The following is a 17,737-nucleotide window of genomic DNA, read 5'->3' on the forward strand; positions in this document are numbered from 1 at the left end:
CTATCGCAAGACCGATAGCAACAACACGCCGCAAGTCAACGTGGGGACGACCCGGCTAGCCGGGGGCGCGGACGACCAGCGCCGCGTTGAACCCGCCGTATCCGCGGGCGACGACCAGCGCGGTGCGCACCCGTGCCTCGCGGGGGCCGTCCAGCACCAGGTCGAGCGCGTCCGCCACCGGGCCCGCCACCGGCGCCGTCGGCGGGATCGCCGAGTCGCGGATGGACAGCAGGGCCGCCAGCAGGTCCAGCGCGGCCCCGCCCGCGTACAGCCGTCCCGTCAGCGTCTTCGGCGCGGTGACCGGCACCCCGCGCGCCCCGAAGACCGCCGTGAGCGCGTCGGCCTCCGCCCGGTCCTGCTCCGGCACGCCCATCGCGTCGGCGAACACGACGTCCACGTCGTCCGGCGCGACCCCGGCGTCGTCCAGCGCCTTCTCGATCGCCCGCCGCAGCGTCGGCGGCCGGTCCGAGCCCGGCGGCGGATCGAACGTCGCGCCGTAGCCGGCGATCTCGCCGTAGACCCGCCCGGCGCCCCGGTCGCGGGCGTGCCCGCCGTCCTCGACGATCAGCAGCGCGCCGCCCTCCCCCGGCACGTACCCGCACGCCTCGGCGTCGAAGGGCAGGTACGCCCGCTCCGGGTCGGGACGGACGCTCAGCGCCCGGGTGCTGAGCTGCGCGACGAGGCCGTACGGGCACAGCGACGCGTCCGTCCCGCCGCTGACCACCATCCGGGTGCCGTCGCGCAGCAGCCGCCGCGACTGCGCCACCGCGTCCAGCCCGCCCGCCTGCTCGGTCGCGATCACCCCGCAGGGGCCGCGCATGCCGTGCCGGATGGAGATCTGGCCGGTCGTCGCCGCGTAGAACCAGGCGATGGACTGGTACGCGCCGACGAACTCCGGCCCCCGGCCCCACAGATTGACCATCTCTTTCTGGCCGAACTCGGTGCCGCCGGACGAGCTGGCCGTCACCACGGCCATCTCGTACTCCGGCATCCCGGCGGGGTCGATGCCCGAGTCGTCCAGCGCCATCGCGGCGGCGGCCAGGCCCAGGTGCGTCCAGTGGTCGGTCTGCGGGACGATCCGGCTGGGCACGTGCTCGGCGGCGGAGAAGCCGGGCACCTCCCCCGCGATCCGGACCGGGTACGACGCCGGGTCGAACCGGGTGACGGGACGGATCGCGCTCCGGCCCGCCATCGTCCCCTCCCAGTACGCCTCGACGCCGATGCCGTGCGGCGTGACGGCGCCGACCCCGGTGACGACGGCCGCGCTCACGCGGCTCTCCCCGGACGGGCGAGGAGCATCGCGGTCTGGAAGCCGCCGAAGCCGCTGCCCACGCTGAGCACGACGTCGGTGCGGTGGTCGCGCGCCGTGAGCGGCACGTAGTCCAGGTCGCACTCGGGGTCGGGCGTGTGCAGGTTGGCGGTCGGCGGCACCACGTCGTGCTCGATCGCCAGCGCGCTCGCCGCCACCTCGAGCGAGCCGATGGCGCCGAGCGAGTGCCCGATCATCGACTTGACCGAGCTGACCGGCACCTCGTAGGCCCGCTGCCCGAGGCTGCGCTTGAACGCGGCCGTCTCGTGCCGGTCGTTCTGCTTGGTGCCCGACCCGTGCGCGTTGATGTAGTCGATGTCGTCCGGCCCCAGCCTCGCCTGCCGCATGGCGACCGTGATCGCCTCGGCCATCTCCCGGCCGTCGGGCTTCAGCCCGGTCATGTGGTAGGCGTTGCTGCGTCCGGCGACCCCGGCCACCTCGGCGTAGACGTGGGCGTCGCGGCGGCGCGCCGCCGACGCCTCCTCCAGCACGAACACGGCCGAGCCCTCGCCGAGCACGAATCCGTCCCGGTCGCGGTCGAACGGCCGCGAGGCGTGCGCGGGGTCGTCGTTGTTGGGGGACGTCGCCTTGATCGCGTCGAAGCAGGCCGAGGTGATCGGCGAGATCGGCGCGTCGGTGGCCCCGGCGATCACCACGTCCGCGGCGCCCTCCCGGATGAGCTGGGCGCCGTGCGCGACGGCGTCCAGCCCGGAGGTGCAGCCGGTGGAGATCAGCGCGACCGGTCCCTCCGCGCCGACCCGCCAGGCCACCTCGACCGCCAACGTGCTCGGCACCATGTAGCCGTACAGCTGCGGCACCCCGTACTCGTGGTCGACCAGCCACTGCCGGCCGCCGTCGCTGAGGACGATGTACTCCTCCTCCAGCCCCATCGTGCAGCCGACCGCGCTGCCGAGGCTGACGGCGACGCGGTCCGGCCGCAGCGCGCCGGTCTCCAGCCCGCTGTCGGCGACGGCCTCGTCGGCCGCGACCGAGGCGAGCTGGGCGGCGCGGTCCATCCGCCGGATCTCCTGGGGCGACAGGCCGTGGGCGGCCGGATCGAAGTCGCATTCGGCGGCGATCCGGGACCGGAACCCGGACGCGTCGAAGAGCGAGATGGTCCGGGTAGCGGTCCGGCCCGCGGTGAGCATCTCCCAGAAGGCCTTGGTGCCGATGCCGCCGGGGGCCACCACCCCGATCCCGGTGATCGCGGCTGAGCGTGCGGAGGTCACGGGTCACCCGACCTTCGGCGCGGCCTCGCCGGCGTTCGGCAGCGGCTCGGTGTCGACGTGGCCGAGCTCCGGCCGCGGCGCCAGCGGGCTGAGGTGGAAGACCGCGAACGCCTGCTCGGCGCCGTCGTTCTCCAGCCGGTGCCGGTCGTTGATCGGCACCATCAGCGAGTCGCCGGGGCCGAGGCGCACCGCCTCCCCCTCGACCCGCATCAGCACGGAGCCGCGGACGACGTAGAGGAACTCCTCCGAGTACGGGTGCCGGTGCTCGGAGACGAACTCCCCGGGTTCGAGCGTGAGCTCGCCCATGAACCCCGAGGTGGACTTCACGGTCTTGGGGCTGAGCAGGACGCGGATGTCCCCGCCCCGGCGGCGGTTGGGGACGACGTCCTGCGCCGTCACTTTCCGGATTCGCGGTGTGGACACGGTGGTGACTCCTAGACGTGTGGGTCCTGGACGTGCGGGTCCTGGACGTGCAGGGCCTGGCTGAACGAGCGGGGGAACCGGCGGGAGGTCACGGGGTGAGCTGGATGCCGTCGTCGGCGGTCCAGATGTAGAAGGGCTCGGCCATCGCGTCCTTCGGCTCCTTCCAGTTCGGGTCGTAGGGCCGGACGTGCGCGGTGAGCCGATCGCTCAGCTCGCTGTAGAGCGGGTTGCTGCGGGCCTTGTACAGGTTCGGGGTGATGTCGCCGTCCGCCTCGACCATGTGGAAGTACAGGTCGTGGAAGCGGAACAGGGTGCGGCGCGACACCCCGATCAGGTGGGGCAGCTCGGTCGAGTCGGACTCGCCGAACAGGCGGGCGACCGAGCCGGCCTGGTCCGGCTCCATCCGGGCCACGATCAGCGTTCGGTGCATGGACGCTCCTCCCTGCGGCCGGCCCGGCTCGCGGGCAGGCTGACGGATATCACCACGACGAGCGTCGGGGCCGCCGCTTGACCCTGGCTGCAGAAGCACTGGAAGCGCCCGGCGGCCGGGCGGCGGCGGGGCCGGCGCGCTTGAGACCGTCCCGAGCGGTCCTCGAGCACCGCGCGGGAGCGTGAGCCGGACGGCCCGGCACCGATCCCGGGACGGGGAGGCACATGCGAACCCCTGACTCGCGAACGACGGATCCCGCAGACGCGCGCCGGCTGCGCACGGCGCTGGGCAGGTTCGCCACCGGCGTCGCGGTCGTCACCGCGACGAGCCCGGCGGGCACGCCCGTCGGGATGACGGTGAACTCCTTCACCTCGGTGTCGCTCGACCCGCCGCTGGTGCTGTTCTGCGCGAGCCGCCGGTCCAGCCTGTACCCGGTGTTCGCCGCCGCGACGGCGTTCGGGGTGAACATCCTGCGGGACGGGCAGACCGCCGAGTCGCGGCGGTTCGCCCACCCCGGGTTCGACCGGTTCGCCGGGCTGCGTCCGCGCGAGGGGCGGACCGGCGTCCCGCTGCTGCCGCGCGCCCTCGCCACGCTGGAATGCGTCGAGCCGGAGCGGCGGCCCGCCGGCGACCACGACGTGATCATCGGACGGGTCGCCGTGGTCGAGACGGACGCCGGCGACCTCGACCAGCCGCTGGTCTACTACGCCGGCGGCTACCGGTCCCTCGACACCGACGTCGAGTGGTGGTCCGCCTGGCGCGAGTAGCCGGGTGCCCTCCAACGCCCCGACGGAGCCCCGAGGAGCCCCGCAAGAGCCCGAAGAGCCCTGACGACCGGCGAACCCCAGATGAGGAGATGGCACGATGACCGCACCGACCGACACCCCCGCCGCGAGCGCGCCACCGTTCCCGCCCGCGAAGATCTACGAGCTGAGCACCGCGTTCTGGCACTCCAAGATGCTGGTCGCCGCGGCGGAGCTCGGCGTGTTCGCGTCGCTGGCCGAGGGCCCGGCCACGGCCGCCGAGCTGGCCGGCCGGCTCGGCCTGAAGTCCTCCGCGCTGCCCGAGTTCCTGGACGGGCTCGCCGCCATGGGCCTGCTCGAACGCGACGGCGGCGCCTACCGCAACAGCCCCGAGGCCGACTACTACCTCGTCCCCGGCAAGCGCTACTTCATGGGCACCTACCTCGGGTTCGTCGACCGGTTCATGCGGCCGACGTGGGAGGGGCTCGCCGAGGTGATGCGCTCCGGCACGCCGCAGATCCCGCACCCGCCGCAGGGGGACGCGCCGCAGGGCGAGGGCGAGGAGTTCTTCGAGCAGACCTACGCCGACCCGCAGCTCCAGCGCATGTTCATCGAGGCGCAGGACGCGCTGAGCAGCGAGCTGGCCTGGGAGCTGTCCCGCCGGATCGACTGGAGCGGCCGGACCGACGTCGTCGACCTCGGCGGGGCCCGCGGCAACGTCGCCGGCATCCTGCTGCAGGCCCACCCGCACCTGACCGGCACGGTGTTCGACATGCCGCCGCTGCGCCCGCTGTTCGACGAGCACATGGAGCGGCTCGGCGTGGCGGACCGCGCCCGCTACCAGGGCGGCGACTGGTTCGCCGACCCGCTGCCGGAGGGCGGGACGCTGCTGTGCGGGCACGCGCTGCACAACTGGACCACCGAGCAGCGCCGCACGGTCATCGGCAAGGCGTTCGAGGCGGTCCGGCCGGGCGGCGCCTTCATGGTCTACGACCTGATGTTCGACGACGAGCGCGGCCGGCTGAACCCGCTGCTGCTCAGCCTCGCCATGACGCTGAGCGTCGGCGGCTCGGGCTACTCGGCCGCCGAGTGCGTGCAGTGGATGCGGGACGCCGGCTTCAGCGACGTCGAGACCGTCCCGCTCCAGGACTACGACGGGCACACGGTCGTCATCGGGCACAAGCCCGAGTGACACCGCGCGAAAGGACCGGGCCCGTCTCCGTGGGAGGCTGGCCCGGTCCTTTCGGCGCCGGCGGCTTTGCGGCGCGGGTGGCTCGCTGCGCCGATGGCGGGGAGCACGGAGGTCAGCGGAGCTGGGAGACCAGGCCCCACTCGTCGAAGACGTTCACGTCCGCCACGACGAGGCCGTCGCGGAGCGTCCAGATCTGGATGCCGGAGGCGGACGCGGACCGCCCGGTCGGGGGGATGCCCCGGTATCCGGCGACGTGCCGGCCGTGGGCCGTGTAGTGCGTGACGACCCGGTCGCCCTCGGCCACCTGGAGGTCCACGTCCACGGTCATGCCGGCGAACGAGGCGCGGATCCGCCGGGCCGCCTCGCGGGGGCCGTCGGGCCCGGTGCGGCGGCCGCGCAGCACGAAGTCGGGCGCGAAGATCTGGTCGGCCAGGGCGAGGTCACCGCCGCACCAGCCCTCCACGAGCCAGCGCCGAGCCATTTCCTTGCCCGCCTCGCCGGCGCTCACGAGGCGGCGGGGCGGGCCGCGCCGGGACGCCCGGCACCGGGCGGCGGGCCGACCGGCTCCAGCCCCTCCACGTCGAAGCGGCCGGCGAGCTCGATCATCGCGGCGGGCTCGGGCGGCCCGCCGCCCGCCATCAGCTCGCTGAGCCCCTCGAAGAAGCCCTCGACGCCGCCGGGTGTGGCGACGACCAGCAGCTTGCTGGGGCCGCCGGAGACGTTGCGGAACTTGTGCGGCACGCCGCGCGGCCCGTACACGAGGCCGCCCGCGGAGACCTCGTGCTCCTCGTCGCCGAGCCAGATGGCGTACCGGCCCTCGATGACGTAGAAGGCCTCGTCCTCGGCCGCGTGGACGTGCAGCGGCGGCCCGCCGCCGGGGGACGTGGTGACCTCGAAGAACGAGTACAGCCCGCCGGTGTCCTCGGCGCGCAGCAGGAACCGGCCCTCCTCGCCCTGCCACCGGACCGGCGGCGTCCTGTCGCGCCAGACGAGCTTTCCGGGTGTGTGCGTCATGACCGCTACCTCCGCTGGTGTTCGGGTCGTGGGTCCGGGCCGCGGGGACGGCGCGGCCCGGACGGGTCAGGCGATCTTCTTGCGGCGGAGCGCGGCCCGGCCGATGGCCTGCAGGGTCCCGGCCGCCAGCTCGCGCGCCGCGGGCGGCCCGTAGCGGATCGCCCAGTACATGAACTTGGCCAGGTCCCGGGTCGTCGGGTGCAGGTTGTGGTTCTCCGGGTCCTTGTAGCCGAAGGCGGCCGGCGGCAGGTCCGACTCCAGGACCTGGCGCAGGACGATGTCGGCGGCGTCGTCGGCCGAGATCTCCCCGACCTCGAACTTCTCGACCGTCTCCACCATCACGTCCCACATCGCCTTGGTCTCCGCGTTGTCCGGCCACCAGAACCCGGCGTTGGGCGCGTCCTCCAGGTCCTTGTAGATCTGGTCGTCGCCGCTGAGGTTGTACTGGAGCTGCGCGCGGCTCAGCCGCATCGCGCCGTAGTTGGACGAGAATCCCCAGACCCGGAAGATGGCGTCCCACAGCTTGAAGTGCGGGAAGGCCATCAGCGACACGTTGCAGAGGTCGTCGTTGTAGTCCAGCAGGCCCTGCTGGAGCCGCTCGACGAACTCGTAGCGCTCCTCGGAGAAGTCGTCGTCCTTCAGCGACTCCAGCACCCGCCACGCCACGGCGTCGATGACCTCGACGGTGTTGGACATGCCGCGGGAGAACAGCGGGTCGATGAACCCGGCGGCGTGCGCCATCATGCACCACCGGTGCCCGACGGTCTTCTTGGACGAGTACTGGACCCGCCCGGTGGACACCCACTCGCGCACCCGCCGCGCGCCCCGGAAGTGCCGCTCCACCGCGGGGAACCTCTTCACGTAGGAGTAGAACTCCTCCTCCGGGGTCATGTCGTCGGGCTTGGGGTGGACGCGGGTGTCCAGCACGAGGCCCACGCTGCACAGCGGGTTGGTCGACTTGGCGTGGTTGTCGAACGGGATGATCCAGAAGAAGCCGCGGTCGAAGGTGTGGTGCAGGGTGCCCTCGTGCCAGCGCAGCGGCGGCCGGTCCTCGGCCGGCCAGTCCACCATGTGGTCGAACGGCGGCATGTTCGACATGTGCGTGAAGATGGAGCGGGTGTGCGTCTTCAGCCGCGTGGGGTTCTCCCGCAGGTCCAGCTTGTCGGCCACCGGGGAGCGGAATCCGCTCGCGTCCACCAGGTAGCGGGCGCGGATGCGCTCGCCGTTCTGCCCGGTGACCGTCACCGCGTCCTCGCCAAGGTCCAGGTCGGCCACGCGCCAGTTCTGCCGCGGCTCGCAGCCGTACTTGATCGCGACGTGGAACATGTAGGCGTCGCTGTCCTGCCGGAAGATGTGGGTGGCCTTGTACAGCGCCTTCGGCACCCCGGCCAGGATCGTCTCCTGCGGATCGGGCTCCTCGCCCGGCCGGTGCGAGACGAACGCGAAGTGCCGCTTGATGCCGAACGTGCTGCCGATCTTCTTGTCGACCGAGTTGAGGCTCTCCAGCGTGGTGATCTCGGGAATCCCGTAGCGGGCAGCGAGCATGCCGAGCCGCACCAGGTAGTGCGGGATCGTCGACTCGCCGACCGCGAAGCGCGGATGCTGGACGCCGTCCACCAGCACGACGCTCGCGCCGTTGCCCGCGAGGATGGCCCCGAGTATGGACCCGGCGATGCCCGACCCGATGATCAGGACATCGCACTCGGTCTCCTTGACGTGCTCCTTGACGTGCTCCTTCGCCTGCTTCTTCACGTTCGTCGCCTCCCGGCCGCTCACACCATCGCGGTGCCGCCGTCGATGATCAGGTAACTTCCGGTCAGGTAGCCGGAGGGCTCGCTCGCGAGGAACGCGATCACCTCCGCGACGTCCTGCGGAACCCCGTTGCGGCGCATGGCCGCGCGCTGCGCGTTGGCGCGCAGCGCCTGCTCGGGCAGCCCGTCGGCGACCCGGGTGAGGATCAGCCCCGGGCCCACCCCGTTGACCCGCACGCCGTACGGGCCCGCCTCCTGGGCGAGCACCTTCACGGCCGACTCCACCGCCGCCTTCGCCATGCTGAGCGGCAGGAACCCGGGCGCGGGCGAGCGCGACAGCGCCGCGCCGACCGCGACGACCGTGCCGTGGCCGCGGTCGAGCATGCCGGGCAGCACCAGGTCGACGGGGTTGAGCAGGGCCCGCAGCTGGCGCTGCACGATCCACTCGCAGTACTCCACCGAGGTCGAGGCGAACGGGGCCACCTTCACCTCGAACCCGTAGAGGCCGGTCGCGTTGGTGACCAGCACGTCGATCGGGCCCAGCTCCGTCTGCGTGCGCTCGACCAGGTCCCGTACCTGGTCGCGCTCGGTCACGTCGCCCTGCAGGGCGAGCGCGCGCCCGCCGGCCGCCTCGACGGCCTCCACCACCTCCTTGGCCGGCGCCTCGCCGCGGTGGTAGTTGACCGCGACGGCCGCGCCGCGGGCGGCGAGCGTGCGGGCCGTGGCGGCGCCGATGCCGCTGCTCGCGCCGGTGACCAGTGCCACGCGGCCGCGCAGGTCCGCGGTCTCGGGCACGGCGGGGGCGTTGTCCGCCATGGTCAGCCCTCCTTCGTCTCGGACACCGGGGCCTCCGGCGCCGCGGCGCCGGCCGGGGCCGGCTGGTACGACACGCCGGACAGGCGTTCGGAGATGTCCCAGAGCCGCCGCCCGAGCTCCGGGTCCACGATCTTGGCGGGGGTCTTCACCCGTCCGATCGGGCCCCAGATCTCGCCGAAGCCGGTGGGCGCGTAGCAGGCGCCCGGCTCCACCCCGGGCGCGCAGGCCGCGTACAGCGAGGGCCACGCGCCCATCGCCGTCGGCTTGGCGAACAGCCGGGTGGGGATCCGGAAGAACGCCTCCTGGAACCGGCTGCCCTCCATCCGGGGGCCGGTGTACTGGAGGTCGCTGGCGGCGAAGCCGGGGTGCGCGGCGACGCCCACCGGCCCGTCCCCGGAGTACCGGCGGGACAGTTCGCGGGCGAACACCAGATTGGCCAGCTTGGCCTGGTTGTAGGCGTTGAACTTGTCGTACGCGCGCTCGCTCTGCAGATCGTCCAGATCGATCTTCCCCATCATTTTCACGACCCAGGTGCTGAGGCTCACCACCCGGGCGCCGGGCCGCGCCCGCAGCAGCGGGAGCAGCCGTCCGGTCAGCGCGAAATGACCGAGGTAGTTGACGCCGAACTGCATTTCGTGCCCGTCGGCGGTGAGCAGCCTGGGGATGCCCAGGATGCCCGCGTTGTTGATCAGGATGTCGAGGCCGGCGTGCTCGGCGGCGTACTCCTTCGCGAACCGCTCGACCGACGACAGGTCGGCCAGGTCGAGGATGCCCACGTGGACGGACGCGCCCGGGACGCGCCGCCGTATCTCGGCCAGTGCCCGTTCACCGCGCTCGCGGCGGCGGCAGGCCAGCGTGACGTCCGCGCCGTGGCCGGCCAGTTCGAGCGCGGTGTGGAAGCCAAGGTTCTTGTTGGCGCCGGTGACGATCGCCGTGCGCCCGGCCAGGTCCGGGATGTCGGCCGGGGTCCACCGTTCGGCCATGCTCGCCCCTCCTGTGACGCGGGCCCCGTGCGGGCCGCGAGCCCAGTGTCGCGAGTTCCGGTTAATCGGCGGCTAAGCGCGGGAAAGGCCGTCCAGGCAAAGCCTTGACAATAAAAGGACAAGCAGCCTAGCGTCTTTATTGACCAATATCGGAGAACGCTCCTCGAATGGAGGAAAAATGGCAGGGCAAAGTCGCGAGGAAAGAAATAAGGAAATCCTTGTGAAGTCGCTCGACATTCTCCGCGGAAAGGCCGGTGCGGAGCTGGCGAACGAGACCTACACCGCCGACTACACCGACAACAGCGGGGCGCCCGAGCGGGGGCCGGCGCGGGTGCTCGCGGTGGCCGAGCAGGCCCGCCGGGCCTTCCCCGACCTGGACTACGACGTGGAGCAGGTCATCGGCGAGGGCGACTACGTGGCGTTCCGGCTGACGATGCGGGGCACCCACGAGGGGCCGCTGCCCGGCTCCGGACTGCCCGGCACCGGCAAGCGGGTCGAGGTGCGGCAGCTGCACATGATCCGGTTCGAGGGTGAGCGGATCGCCGAGCACTGGGCGGTCCGCGACGACATCGGCATGATGCGGCAGCTGGGCATCATCCCCGGTCCCCCCGGCGGTGGCCCCGGCGGTCCCGGCGGTCCCGGTGGTCCGGGCGGCCCCGGCGGCCCGCCTGCGGGAGGCCCGCCGACCGCGGGCTGACCGGCGGGCCGCACACCCGGCTCACAACCAGCGTGGCTGCCTCGTGTAACGGGGCAGCCACACCTTTTGGAAGAGCAGCCGCACGGGCGGCGGGACCCTGCGCAGCACGGCCGCCCGGTCGGCGGCCGACGCCTCCCCGAGCAGCCAGGGGAAGAACTCCGGCGCGCTGCGCAGCGCCGCCAGCCCGTTGCCGCGCATGTCCGCCAGGCACCGGTCCCAGGCGCGGGGCGACATCGCGACCGCGACCAGCGGCAGCGCCTCCTCCTCCTCGTGCTTGAGGTGCCGGTCCAGCTCGGCGCGGAACTCCCCGGCCGCCGCGGCCAGCCTGGTGCCGTTCTCCCCGGACCGCGCCAGCGCGTCGTCCACCGCCGCCACCAGCGGATCTATCCGGTCGTGCTCGGCCTCCATCGCGTCCAGGACGGCGAGGTCGTCGGCGCGCCCGTGCAGGCCGGCCCGCATCCGCGGCCACATGTACCGGTCCTCGCCCTCGTGGTGGCTGATCAGCATGGCCTTCAGGGTGGCCCAGCCCAGGCCCACCGCCTCCCGTCGGCCCAAGTCGCCGGCGTCGCCGGCGTCCAGGCGCTCGGCCGCGTCGGTCAGGTGGCCCAGGTCGCGGCGGAACGCGTTGTGCGTCACCAGCATCATCGTCATGTCGGGCGTGGCTGCCATCAGAGTCCTCCTCCGTGCCGGCAGTTGACGTTCAGGGTCTGCGCCGCGGCGAGGTAGCGCGGGTCGGGACGCAGCGCGAACTCGCGCCGGCACGCCTCGGCGAGCTTGATGGCGTGCTCCTCGCCGATCTCGACGGCGTCCTCGACCAGCGCGTCCACGGCCGGCGGGTCGCCCTCCGGGAGGGGCGCGCCCTGCCCGGAGAAGCCGCGCGAGACCGCCCACACCTGCGCGGCCAGCGCCTCGGCCGCGGCGTACGTGGGCGGCCACAGCTCGTCCGGCAGGATCGGCAGGACGAGCCGGACGGCCGCCGGCGCGGTGACCGTGTGCACGGCCGGGACCGGCGGGCGGGGCGCGAACTCGGCGTACAGGCCGGCGTTCACCACGGTCAGCTCGCTCAGCGCGGCCCCGACCCGCTCGACCGGGACCCGGGTGGCCAGCGTGACCGGGATCTCCCCGGCCCCGGCGCCCGGCCCGCGGACCGGCGTGAAGCGCGCCGCCCAGTACGCCAGACCGCGCGCCAGCTCGGCGAGCTGGAGCGGGCTCGGCTCCGGCGCGGTGCGCAGCATCCGCACCGCGTGCGCCGTCCGGATCAGCCCGTGGGTGAAGGCGGCGAACGCCCCGTCCAGCAGCACCGGCCACCACTCGACGACGACGTCCCGCCACGGCCGCTCGGCGAGCCGGCGGTCGAAGTAGGCGACCCAGTCGGTGACGCGGCGGTAGTCGCCCAGCGCGGCCCGCCGCGCCAGCGGGTCGCCGTCCGGGATCGGCTCCATCGGCGGAGGCGGGGCGTAGGAGCGGCGCCGCTGGAGGTTGAGCTCGATCCAGGACGGCACCACGTCCGGATAGTCCAGCGCGACCAGCGCCTCGGCCGCCATCGGCGCGTGCATCGCGAAGTCGGGCCCGAACTCGAACCCGACGTCCGCCAGCCGGTCGAGCGCCGCGTCGACGGCGCCGGCGTAGCGGCCGGCCGCCCGGTCGGAGCCGGGCTCCGCGTCCGGCATCCTCACCCCTCCTTCCGGCCCTCGGCCAGGATGATCACGCCGTACATCAGGAACCCGCCGTCGGCCTCCCGCTCGGCGATGTTGTCGGTCAGGGCGCGGACGCGGTCGGGCGGCAGCACGCCCACCTCCCCGGCCCGCCGGACGGCGTCGCTGAAACCGGTGAGCCCGTCGGCGGCGGCGATCCCGTCCAGCACGACGGGCATGGGCTTCACCTGCACCTCCAGCAGCCCGGCCGCGCGCAGCAGCCCGGACAGCCGGCGGCCGATCCACGGGTTGCGGATGTTGTCGAACCACCAGGTCAGCACGGTGCGGGTGGCGTCCCGGTCGTCCAGGTCCGGGGCCCACATGCCGTGGTCGGGATCGGCGACGAGGACGCGCCCGCCCGGCTTCGTCACCCGCACCAGTTCGGCGATCGCGCCCGCCGGGTCGGCCAGGTGCTGGACCATCCGCTCGGAGCGGACGCCGTCGAAATGGCCGTCGGGGAACGGCAGGGCGTAGGCGCTGGCGGTCAGGAAGGACGCGGGCACGCCGGTGCCGGTGCTGCGCGCCTGCGCCTCCTCGATCGCCCGCTCGTTGACGTCGACGCCGACGGCCTCGCCGGACGGGCCGACCCGCCCGGCGATCTCCAGGACGTCGGTGCCGTTGCCGCAGCCGACGTCCAGCAGCCGCCGGCCGGGCTCGGCGCCCAGCCGGCGCAGGATCTCCCGCTTGACCGTGCCCAGCGTGTCGGCGGCGGCGTCCAGGTATCCGACGGCCGGGCGGCCGAGCAGCGTGGAGGTGTCCCCGGGCTCGCCCTTCCAGCCGGACCCGCCGTCCGCCGCCCGCCCGCGGTCGGTCGTTTCGCTCGTCACCGTGTCAGCCTCTCTGCTCGGGTGCCAGCTCGCGTCCGGGTGCGCGGGGCCGCTCGACCCGGCCGCGGGCCAGGCCGCTCGGCCACCACAGCCGGTCGCCGAGGTCGTAGGTGAGCGCGGGGACGAGCAGGGACCGCACGATGAAGGTGTCGATCAGCACGCCCAGCGCGATGACGAAGCCCTGCTCGGCGAAGCCGACGACGGGCAGGGTCACCAGGACGCTGAAGGTGGCGGCCAGCACGATGCCCGCGGAGGTGATGACGCCGCCGGTGGACACCAGGCCGTTGATGGTGCCCTGCCGCGTCCCGTGCCGCTTGGTCTCCTCGCGGACCCGGCTCATCAGGAAGATGTTGTAGTCGACGCCGAGCGCCACGAGGAACACGAAGGCGATCTGCGGGAGCTGGGCGTCCTGGCCGGTCCAGTGGAAGACGTGCTCGAAGACCGCCGTCGAGATGCCCATCGCGGCGCCGAACGACAGCACCACCGTCGCGATCAGCAGCACCGACATGGTGAAGGCGCGCAGCAGCAGGCACAGCACCACGAGGATGACCACCAGCACGAGCGGGATGGTGAGCAGCGAGTCGCGCTGGATCGTCTTGATCATGTCCACCTCGATCGCGGCGGGACCGCCGACCTTGGCGTCCGCGCCGGGCACGGCGTGCAGCCGGTCGCGCAGCCGCTTCACCGCGTCGCGCTCGGCCGCGGTCTCCGGCTCGGCCGCCACCGTGACCTGCATCTGGACCGTGCCGCCGGCCCGTCCGGACTCCTGCGCGGAGGTCGCGCCGGCCGCGAGCGCGGCCTGCCGGACGGCGTCGGCCTGCCCGGCGTTGGCGATCACGTCGACCGGGTTGCCGGCGCCCGCGGCGAAGTGCGCGGAGATGAGCTCCTGGCCCTTGACCGCGTCGGGCGTCTCGGTGAAGCGGGTCTGCTGCGGGACGTTGAACGAGAGCAGTCCGAGCACGCACGCGGCGAGCGCCAGCGCCGTCACCGACCACACCGCGCGGGGACGGGAGCCGACCAGCGCGCCCACCCGCGTCCACGCCCGGGAGGCGTGCGGGGCCTCGCCCGCGCGCGGGACGCGCGGCCAGAAGATCCAGCGGCCGAAGATGACGAGCAGCGCGGGCAGCAGCGTCATCATGGCGACGACGGCGGAGCCGACGGCCAGCACGCCGACCGGGGCGAGCGAGCGGGTGGAGTTGAGGTCGGCGACGAACAGGCAGAGCAGGCCGAGGCCGACCGTGCCGGCCGAGGCGACGATGGCGCCGCCGGAGCGGCGGAGCGCCACCCGCATGGCCTCGTGCCGGTCCTCGTGCCGGGCCAGTTCCTCCCGGTACCGGGCGATCAGCAGGAGCGCGTAGTCGGTTCCCGCGCCGTAGATCAGGATGCTGAGCACGCTGACGGCCATCGAGTTGACCGCCAGTCCCGGCCCCTTGATCAGCCCGTACACGATCGCGCTGCCGACCTGGTTGGCGGCGAAGACGCTGAACAGCGGCACCAGGAACAGCACCGGGCTGCGGTAGATGAGCAGCAGGAGGACGGCGACCACGAGGACCGGGATGAGCAGGAGGGTGAACTCCATGTCCCGGAAGATCAGGAACTCGTCGGCGCCGAGCCCGGCGGGCCCGGCCACCTTGACGTCCAGGCCGCCGCTCCCCTCGCCCAGCCGCTCGCGCATGCCGTCGACGGCGTCGAGGATGACCTCGCCCTCCTGCTCGTCGCCGGTGGCGGCCAGCGGCACCGTGTACAGGGCCGCCTTGCCGTCCTTGGACACCTGGGGCCGCTGCGCGGTGGCGTGCGGCGCGAACTCCTTGGTGAGCCGCTGCGCGTCGGCCGCGGCGCGCTCCTTGTCGGCCGCGGTCAGCCCGCCGTCCCGCTGATAGACGATCATCGCCGGGATGACCTGGCCCTGCGGGAACGCCTCCTGCGCCTGCAGCACGGCGGTCGACTCGGCGCTCTTCGGCAGGTACTCGATCCGGTCGTTCTCGGCCGCGCTGAACAGCTTGCCGGCGAACGACCCGGACGCGGCGAGAATCACCAGCCAGCCCACCAGGACGATCCATTTCGTCCGGCGGCCGGCGGGCAGTGCCAGCAACCTCGTCATCGGGGAACCTCCAGGTTCTCGGTCATCGGGCGGTCGGGATCGGGACATCGGACGGTCGGAGGCCGAACAGGGCCCGGACAGTAAACATGGCTATTGTCTACATGTATGAGATCGGTCGCCACTACCTGGCTGGAAACTATGTCCGACCTGCGACGACGCCCCGTCCGGACGGTGCCTCCGGGCCGGCCGCCGCACCGGTCAGCACACGAGCGCCCTCACCACACCGGCCCCGGTCACCACACCAGCGACGCCCCCGCGATCGCCGCGCCGAACCCGGCGGCGGCCAGCAGCGTGCGCGCGCGGTTGGCCGAGGCCCACCGCGCCCGCACGCCCGGCCAGTCCGCCGGGGGCGCGGCCGGATCCCAGCCGTCGATCACCCGGTTCATCCGCACGTTCCAGCCCTCCGACACGACCGCGACCCCGACGACGCACAGCCCCGCGCAGCCGACCGCCACCCGCGGCCAGACGCCGTCCGCGACCACCACCAGCGCGGCGCAGACCGCCAGCGCCACCTTGTTGACCCGCGGCATCATCGGGTCGAACCGGCGGTCGAGCAGCCGGTGCACCTGGACGTAGCGGTCCGCCGGCAGCACCGCCACCACCGGCACGATCGCCGTCTCGACCGCGAAGAGCACACCCGCCAGCACCCCCGACAGCAGCAGGAACACCGCCAGGAGCACGTCGACCACGCCGTCCGGGGCCATCAGAACCGCACGTCCATCATCTGGGCGTAGCTCTCCCGGCGGCCCTTGCCGTCGAAGAAGGCGCGCATGAACAGGTCCCGCCCGGCGCACAGCGCCCGGCTCCGCCAGCGCCCCATCGCGCCGATCGACCACGCCGTGCCGGTCATCCCGTCGACGCGCTCGCGGCGCAGGTCCTCGAACGCCGCGATCGCCGCGGGCACCCGCTCGTGCTCGCTCAGCAGCCGGACGAGGGCGACACCGTCCTCGATCGCCTGGCCGGCGCCCTGGCTGAGGTTGAGGGTCATCGGATGCGCGGCGTCGCCGAGCAGCACGACGCGGCCCTTGCCCCAGCCCCCGCCGCGGTCCGGCGGGCGGTCGAAGATGTCGATCGGCAGGATCGCGTCCTCCTCGGTGGACGCGAGGATGCGCGGCACCGGGTCGGGCCAGTCCCGGTACGCCTCGGCCATCACCTCGCGCCGGTCCTTGGCCAGCATGTCGAACGAGGCGCCCACGCTGTCGGCGGTGATGGCGTCCCAGTACACCTCCTCCGGGTTGAGCCGCATGTACAGGAAGCGCAGCCCGCCCCGTCCCCACAGGTTGAAGAAGGTGCCGGTGGGCACCACGTCCTCGCCCGGCAGCCGGGTGATCGCCTGCCAGGCCGTGTAGCCCGCGTACCGCAGCGGCAGGTCGTGCCCCTTCCGCAGGACGTCGCGGACCGTCGAGCGGACGCCGTCCGCGCCGATCAGGACGTCGGCGCGCAGCTCGGAGCCGTCCTCCAGGCGCGCCGTCACGCCGTCCGGATCCTGCTCGAAGCCGACGCAGCGCCGCCCGAGCAGGACGTCGTCGCCGGCCGCGTCCATCAGCACCGTGTTGAGGGCCGACCTGCGCAGGCCGAGCGCCGGGGCGCCGTACCGCTCGGCCTCCGGGGCGATGTCCCAGCGGGCCAGCCGGCGGCCCCGGTCGGACCGGAACTCGTGGTAGACGATCTCCACGCCCGCCTCGGCCACCCGCTCGTCCAGCTTCAGCTCGCGCAGCGCGAGCAGGGCGTTGTGCCACAGCATGAAGCCGCCGCCGGTGAGCAGCCGCCCGGGGGCCGAGCGGCGTTCGAGGACCACGGTCTCCACACCCGCCCGGCGCAGCCCGACGGCCGTGGTCAGACCGCCGATCCCCGCGCCCACGACTATGGCCTTGCGCACCGCCGCCATGGCGGTCACACGCTGTCGAGCCGGGCGCGCACCTCGAAGATGCGCCGCTCGACCCCGTCGTCGCCCCAGTACGGCAGCATCGGCGCGGCCATCTCCAGATGCCGGGGATGGTCCTCCCATGCGCGGAACGCCTGCTCGCTCTCCCACTCGGCCAGCAGGATGTAGGTCCGCCCGTCCTCGGTGTCGCGCAGCAGCTCGTCGTGCAGGTGGCCGGGCGTGCCGCGCACGGTCTCGGTCACCTGCCGGTAGGCCGCCTCGAACTTCTCCCGGTCCTCTTCGCGGGGGGTGGCACGCACCACGATGCGGAACGTCATGGCTGTCACGTCTCCTCTCTGACCGCCCGGTCAGACGCGGGCGATGATCTCCAGGACCTGCTTGCTGGCCGACTCGCGGAGCGGCTCGAACGCGGCGGACATGGAGCGGCGCTCGGCGCTGCTCTCGAACGCCCGCAGCGCCTCGCGGCTCTCCCAGTCGCCGGTGATGGTGTACTGGCGGCGCTGCTGCGGATCGCAGGTCAGCGCCTGGCCGAGGCTGCCGCGCGGCTGGGTGTCCCTCATCGCGCGCCTCCAGATGTCCTCGAACGCGGCCTCGCAGCCCTCGCGCACGAGCATGGTGAGCACGGCACGGACCATGGTCGTCA

The 17,737-nt window shown here is 73.2% G+C and carries 20 protein-coding genes; 3 read left to right on the forward strand and 17 right to left on the reverse strand.

Annotated features, from left to right (window positions below; translation table 11 throughout):
* Nucleotides 1-55: 55 nt before the first annotated feature.
* The 4 genes from SM611_RS05285 to SM611_RS05300 all read right to left on the reverse strand — a co-directional run bounded on the left by SM611_RS05285 (nt 56) and on the right by SM611_RS05300 (nt 3,391).
* Nucleotides 56-1,270 carry a ketosynthase chain-length factor gene (locus SM611_RS05285; RefSeq protein ID WP_371947674.1) on the reverse strand — a complete coding sequence of 405 codons (1,215 nt, stop codon included), beginning with the start codon at nt 1,268-1,270 and terminating at the stop codon, nt 56-58.
* A complete protein-coding gene (locus SM611_RS05290; RefSeq protein ID WP_371947675.1) occupies nt 1,267-2,538 on the reverse strand; it encodes a beta-ketoacyl-[acyl-carrier-protein] synthase family protein in 1,272 nt (423 codons plus the stop codon). Before SM611_RS05290 ends, SM611_RS05285 begins: the two co-directional genes overlap by 4 nt.
* A gap of 3 nt (nt 2,539-2,541) precedes the next feature.
* Nucleotides 2,542-2,961, reverse strand: a complete 420-nt coding sequence (locus SM611_RS05295; RefSeq protein WP_371947676.1) for a cupin domain-containing protein — start codon at nt 2,959-2,961, stop codon at nt 2,542-2,544.
* Nucleotides 2,962-3,049: 88 nt separating this feature from the next.
* Complete coding sequence (locus SM611_RS05300; protein ID WP_371947677.1) at nt 3,050-3,391, reverse strand: TcmI family type II polyketide cyclase; 342 nt, start codon at nt 3,389-3,391, stop codon at nt 3,050-3,052.
* Nucleotides 3,392-3,615: 224 nt separating this feature from the next.
* Between SM611_RS05300 and SM611_RS05305 the strand changes: the two genes are divergently transcribed.
* Together SM611_RS05305 and SM611_RS05310 are read left to right on the forward strand one after the other, a co-directional pair.
* On the forward strand, nt 3,616-4,158 hold the full coding sequence (locus SM611_RS05305; protein WP_371947678.1) for a flavin reductase family protein: 543 nt from the start codon (nt 3,616-3,618) through the stop codon (nt 4,156-4,158).
* A 97-nt stretch (nt 4,159-4,255) separates the two neighbouring features.
* On the forward strand, nt 4,256-5,326 hold the full coding sequence (locus SM611_RS05310) for a methyltransferase (RefSeq protein WP_371947679.1): 1,071 nt from the start codon (nt 4,256-4,258) through the stop codon (nt 5,324-5,326).
* Between the two features lie 112 nt (nt 5,327-5,438).
* On the opposite strand, the gene SM611_RS05315 is transcribed toward SM611_RS05310, so the two are convergent.
* From SM611_RS05315 to SM611_RS05335, 5 genes are all read right to left on the reverse strand, one after another.
* Nucleotides 5,439-5,807 carry an ester cyclase gene (locus tag SM611_RS05315; RefSeq protein WP_371947680.1) on the reverse strand — a complete coding sequence of 123 codons (369 nt, stop codon included), beginning with the start codon at nt 5,805-5,807 and terminating at the stop codon, nt 5,439-5,441.
* Between the two features lie 23 nt (nt 5,808-5,830).
* Nucleotides 5,831-6,340: a cupin domain-containing protein gene (locus SM611_RS05320; protein ID WP_371947681.1), complete on the reverse strand. Its 510-nt coding sequence runs from the start codon at nt 6,338-6,340 to the stop codon at nt 5,831-5,833.
* Nucleotides 6,341-6,406: 66 nt separating this feature from the next.
* Nucleotides 6,407-8,116 carry an NAD(P)/FAD-dependent oxidoreductase gene (locus SM611_RS05325; protein WP_371947682.1) on the reverse strand — a complete coding sequence of 570 codons (1,710 nt, stop codon included), beginning with the start codon at nt 8,114-8,116 and terminating at the stop codon, nt 6,407-6,409.
* Nucleotides 8,113-8,907 (reverse strand): SDR family NAD(P)-dependent oxidoreductase, encoded by a 795-nt coding sequence (locus SM611_RS05330; RefSeq protein WP_371947683.1) that lies wholly within the window; start codon nt 8,905-8,907, stop codon nt 8,113-8,115. Before SM611_RS05330 ends, SM611_RS05325 begins: the two co-directional genes overlap by 4 nt.
* 2 nt (nt 8,908-8,909) lie before the next feature.
* Nucleotides 8,910-9,890 carry an oxidoreductase gene (locus SM611_RS05335; protein ID WP_371947684.1) on the reverse strand — a complete coding sequence of 327 codons (981 nt, stop codon included), beginning with the start codon at nt 9,888-9,890 and terminating at the stop codon, nt 8,910-8,912.
* 220 nt (nt 9,891-10,110) lie between these two features.
* Between SM611_RS05335 and SM611_RS05340 the strand changes: the two genes are divergently transcribed.
* Nucleotides 10,111-10,587, forward strand: coding sequence for an ester cyclase (locus tag SM611_RS05340; protein WP_371947685.1), 477 nt, complete (start codon nt 10,111-10,113; stop codon nt 10,585-10,587).
* 21 nt (nt 10,588-10,608) lie between these two features.
* Here SM611_RS05340 and SM611_RS05345 read toward each other — a convergent pair whose 3' ends face one another.
* From SM611_RS05345 to SM611_RS05380, 8 genes are all read right to left on the reverse strand, one after another.
* Entirely contained in the window at nt 10,609-11,256 is a 648-nt protein-coding gene (locus SM611_RS05345; protein WP_371947686.1) for a hemerythrin domain-containing protein, read from the reverse strand.
* Nucleotides 11,256-12,257, reverse strand: a complete 1,002-nt coding sequence (locus tag SM611_RS05350) for a hypothetical protein (protein WP_371947688.1) — start codon at nt 12,255-12,257, stop codon at nt 11,256-11,258. The genes SM611_RS05345 and SM611_RS05350 overlap by 1 nt, the downstream gene beginning before the upstream one ends.
* A gap of 2 nt (nt 12,258-12,259) precedes the next feature.
* The gene (locus SM611_RS05355) at nt 12,260-13,108 is read right to left on the reverse strand and encodes a methyltransferase domain-containing protein (RefSeq protein ID WP_371947690.1); all 849 of its coding nucleotides are present in this window, start codon (nt 13,106-13,108) and stop codon (nt 12,260-12,262) included.
* Nucleotides 13,109-13,112: 4 nt separating this feature from the next.
* Nucleotides 13,113-15,209, reverse strand: coding sequence for an MMPL family transporter (locus SM611_RS05360; RefSeq protein ID WP_371947692.1), 2,097 nt, complete (start codon nt 15,207-15,209; stop codon nt 13,113-13,115).
* A gap of 233 nt (nt 15,210-15,442) precedes the next feature.
* Nucleotides 15,443-15,913 carry an anthrone oxygenase family protein gene (locus SM611_RS05365; RefSeq protein ID WP_371947694.1) on the reverse strand — a complete coding sequence of 157 codons (471 nt, stop codon included), beginning with the start codon at nt 15,911-15,913 and terminating at the stop codon, nt 15,443-15,445.
* On the reverse strand, nt 15,913-17,097 hold the full coding sequence (locus tag SM611_RS05370; protein WP_371947695.1) for an FAD-dependent oxidoreductase: 1,185 nt from the start codon (nt 17,095-17,097) through the stop codon (nt 15,913-15,915). The genes SM611_RS05365 and SM611_RS05370 overlap by 1 nt, the downstream gene beginning before the upstream one ends.
* 5 nt (nt 17,098-17,102) lie before the next feature.
* The gene (locus SM611_RS05375; protein ID WP_371947697.1) at nt 17,103-17,411 is read right to left on the reverse strand and encodes an antibiotic biosynthesis monooxygenase family protein; all 309 of its coding nucleotides are present in this window, start codon (nt 17,409-17,411) and stop codon (nt 17,103-17,105) included.
* 30 nt (nt 17,412-17,441) lie between these two features.
* Entirely contained in the window at nt 17,442-17,729 is a 288-nt protein-coding gene (locus SM611_RS05380) for an antibiotic biosynthesis monooxygenase family protein (protein WP_371947698.1), read from the reverse strand.
* Nucleotides 17,730-17,737 lie beyond the last annotated feature (8 nt).

The sequence above is a fragment of the Actinomadura monticuli genome (assembly GCF_041463655.1).
GTDB lineage: Bacteria > Actinomycetota > Actinomycetes > Streptosporangiales > Streptosporangiaceae > Spirillospora > Spirillospora monticuli.

What these genes read in the sequence shown, in the direction of transcription:
- SM611_RS05300 (WP_371947677.1), bottom strand. Translation starts at nt 3,391, where the DNA reads ATGCACCGAACGCTGATCGTGGCCCGGATGGAGCCGGACCAGGCCGGC.
- SM611_RS05305 (WP_371947678.1), top strand. Translation starts at nt 3,616, where the DNA reads ATGCGAACCCCTGACTCGCGAACGACGGATCCCGCAGACGCGCGCCGG.
- SM611_RS05310 (WP_371947679.1), top strand. Translation starts at nt 4,256, where the DNA reads ATGACCGCACCGACCGACACCCCCGCCGCGAGCGCGCCACCGTTCCCG.
- SM611_RS05315 (WP_371947680.1), bottom strand. Translation starts at nt 5,807, where the DNA reads ATGGCTCGGCGCTGGCTCGTGGAGGGCTGGTGCGGCGGTGACCTCGCC.
- SM611_RS05320 (WP_371947681.1), bottom strand. Translation starts at nt 6,340, where the DNA reads ATGACGCACACACCCGGAAAGCTCGTCTGGCGCGACAGGACGCCGCCG.
- SM611_RS05330 (WP_371947683.1), bottom strand. Translation starts at nt 8,907, where the DNA reads ATGGCGGACAACGCCCCCGCCGTGCCCGAGACCGCGGACCTGCGCGGC.
- SM611_RS05335 (WP_371947684.1), bottom strand. Translation starts at nt 9,890, where the DNA reads ATGGCCGAACGGTGGACCCCGGCCGACATCCCGGACCTGGCCGGGCGC.
- SM611_RS05345 (WP_371947686.1), bottom strand. Translation starts at nt 11,256, where the DNA reads ATGGCAGCCACGCCCGACATGACGATGATGCTGGTGACGCACAACGCG.
- SM611_RS05350 (WP_371947688.1), bottom strand. Translation starts at nt 12,257, where the DNA reads ATGCCGGACGCGGAGCCCGGCTCCGACCGGGCGGCCGGCCGCTACGCC.
- SM611_RS05360 (WP_371947692.1), bottom strand. Translation starts at nt 15,209, where the DNA reads ATGACGAGGTTGCTGGCACTGCCCGCCGGCCGCCGGACGAAATGGATC.
- SM611_RS05365 (WP_371947694.1), bottom strand. Translation starts at nt 15,913, where the DNA reads ATGGCCCCGGACGGCGTGGTCGACGTGCTCCTGGCGGTGTTCCTGCTG.
- SM611_RS05370 (WP_371947695.1), bottom strand. Translation starts at nt 17,097, where the DNA reads ATGGCGGCGGTGCGCAAGGCCATAGTCGTGGGCGCGGGGATCGGCGGT.
- SM611_RS05375 (WP_371947697.1), bottom strand. Translation starts at nt 17,411, where the DNA reads ATGACGTTCCGCATCGTGGTGCGTGCCACCCCCCGCGAAGAGGACCGG.
- SM611_RS05380 (WP_371947698.1), bottom strand. Translation starts at nt 17,729, where the DNA reads ATGGTCCGTGCCGTGCTCACCATGCTCGTGCGCGAGGGCTGCGAGGCC.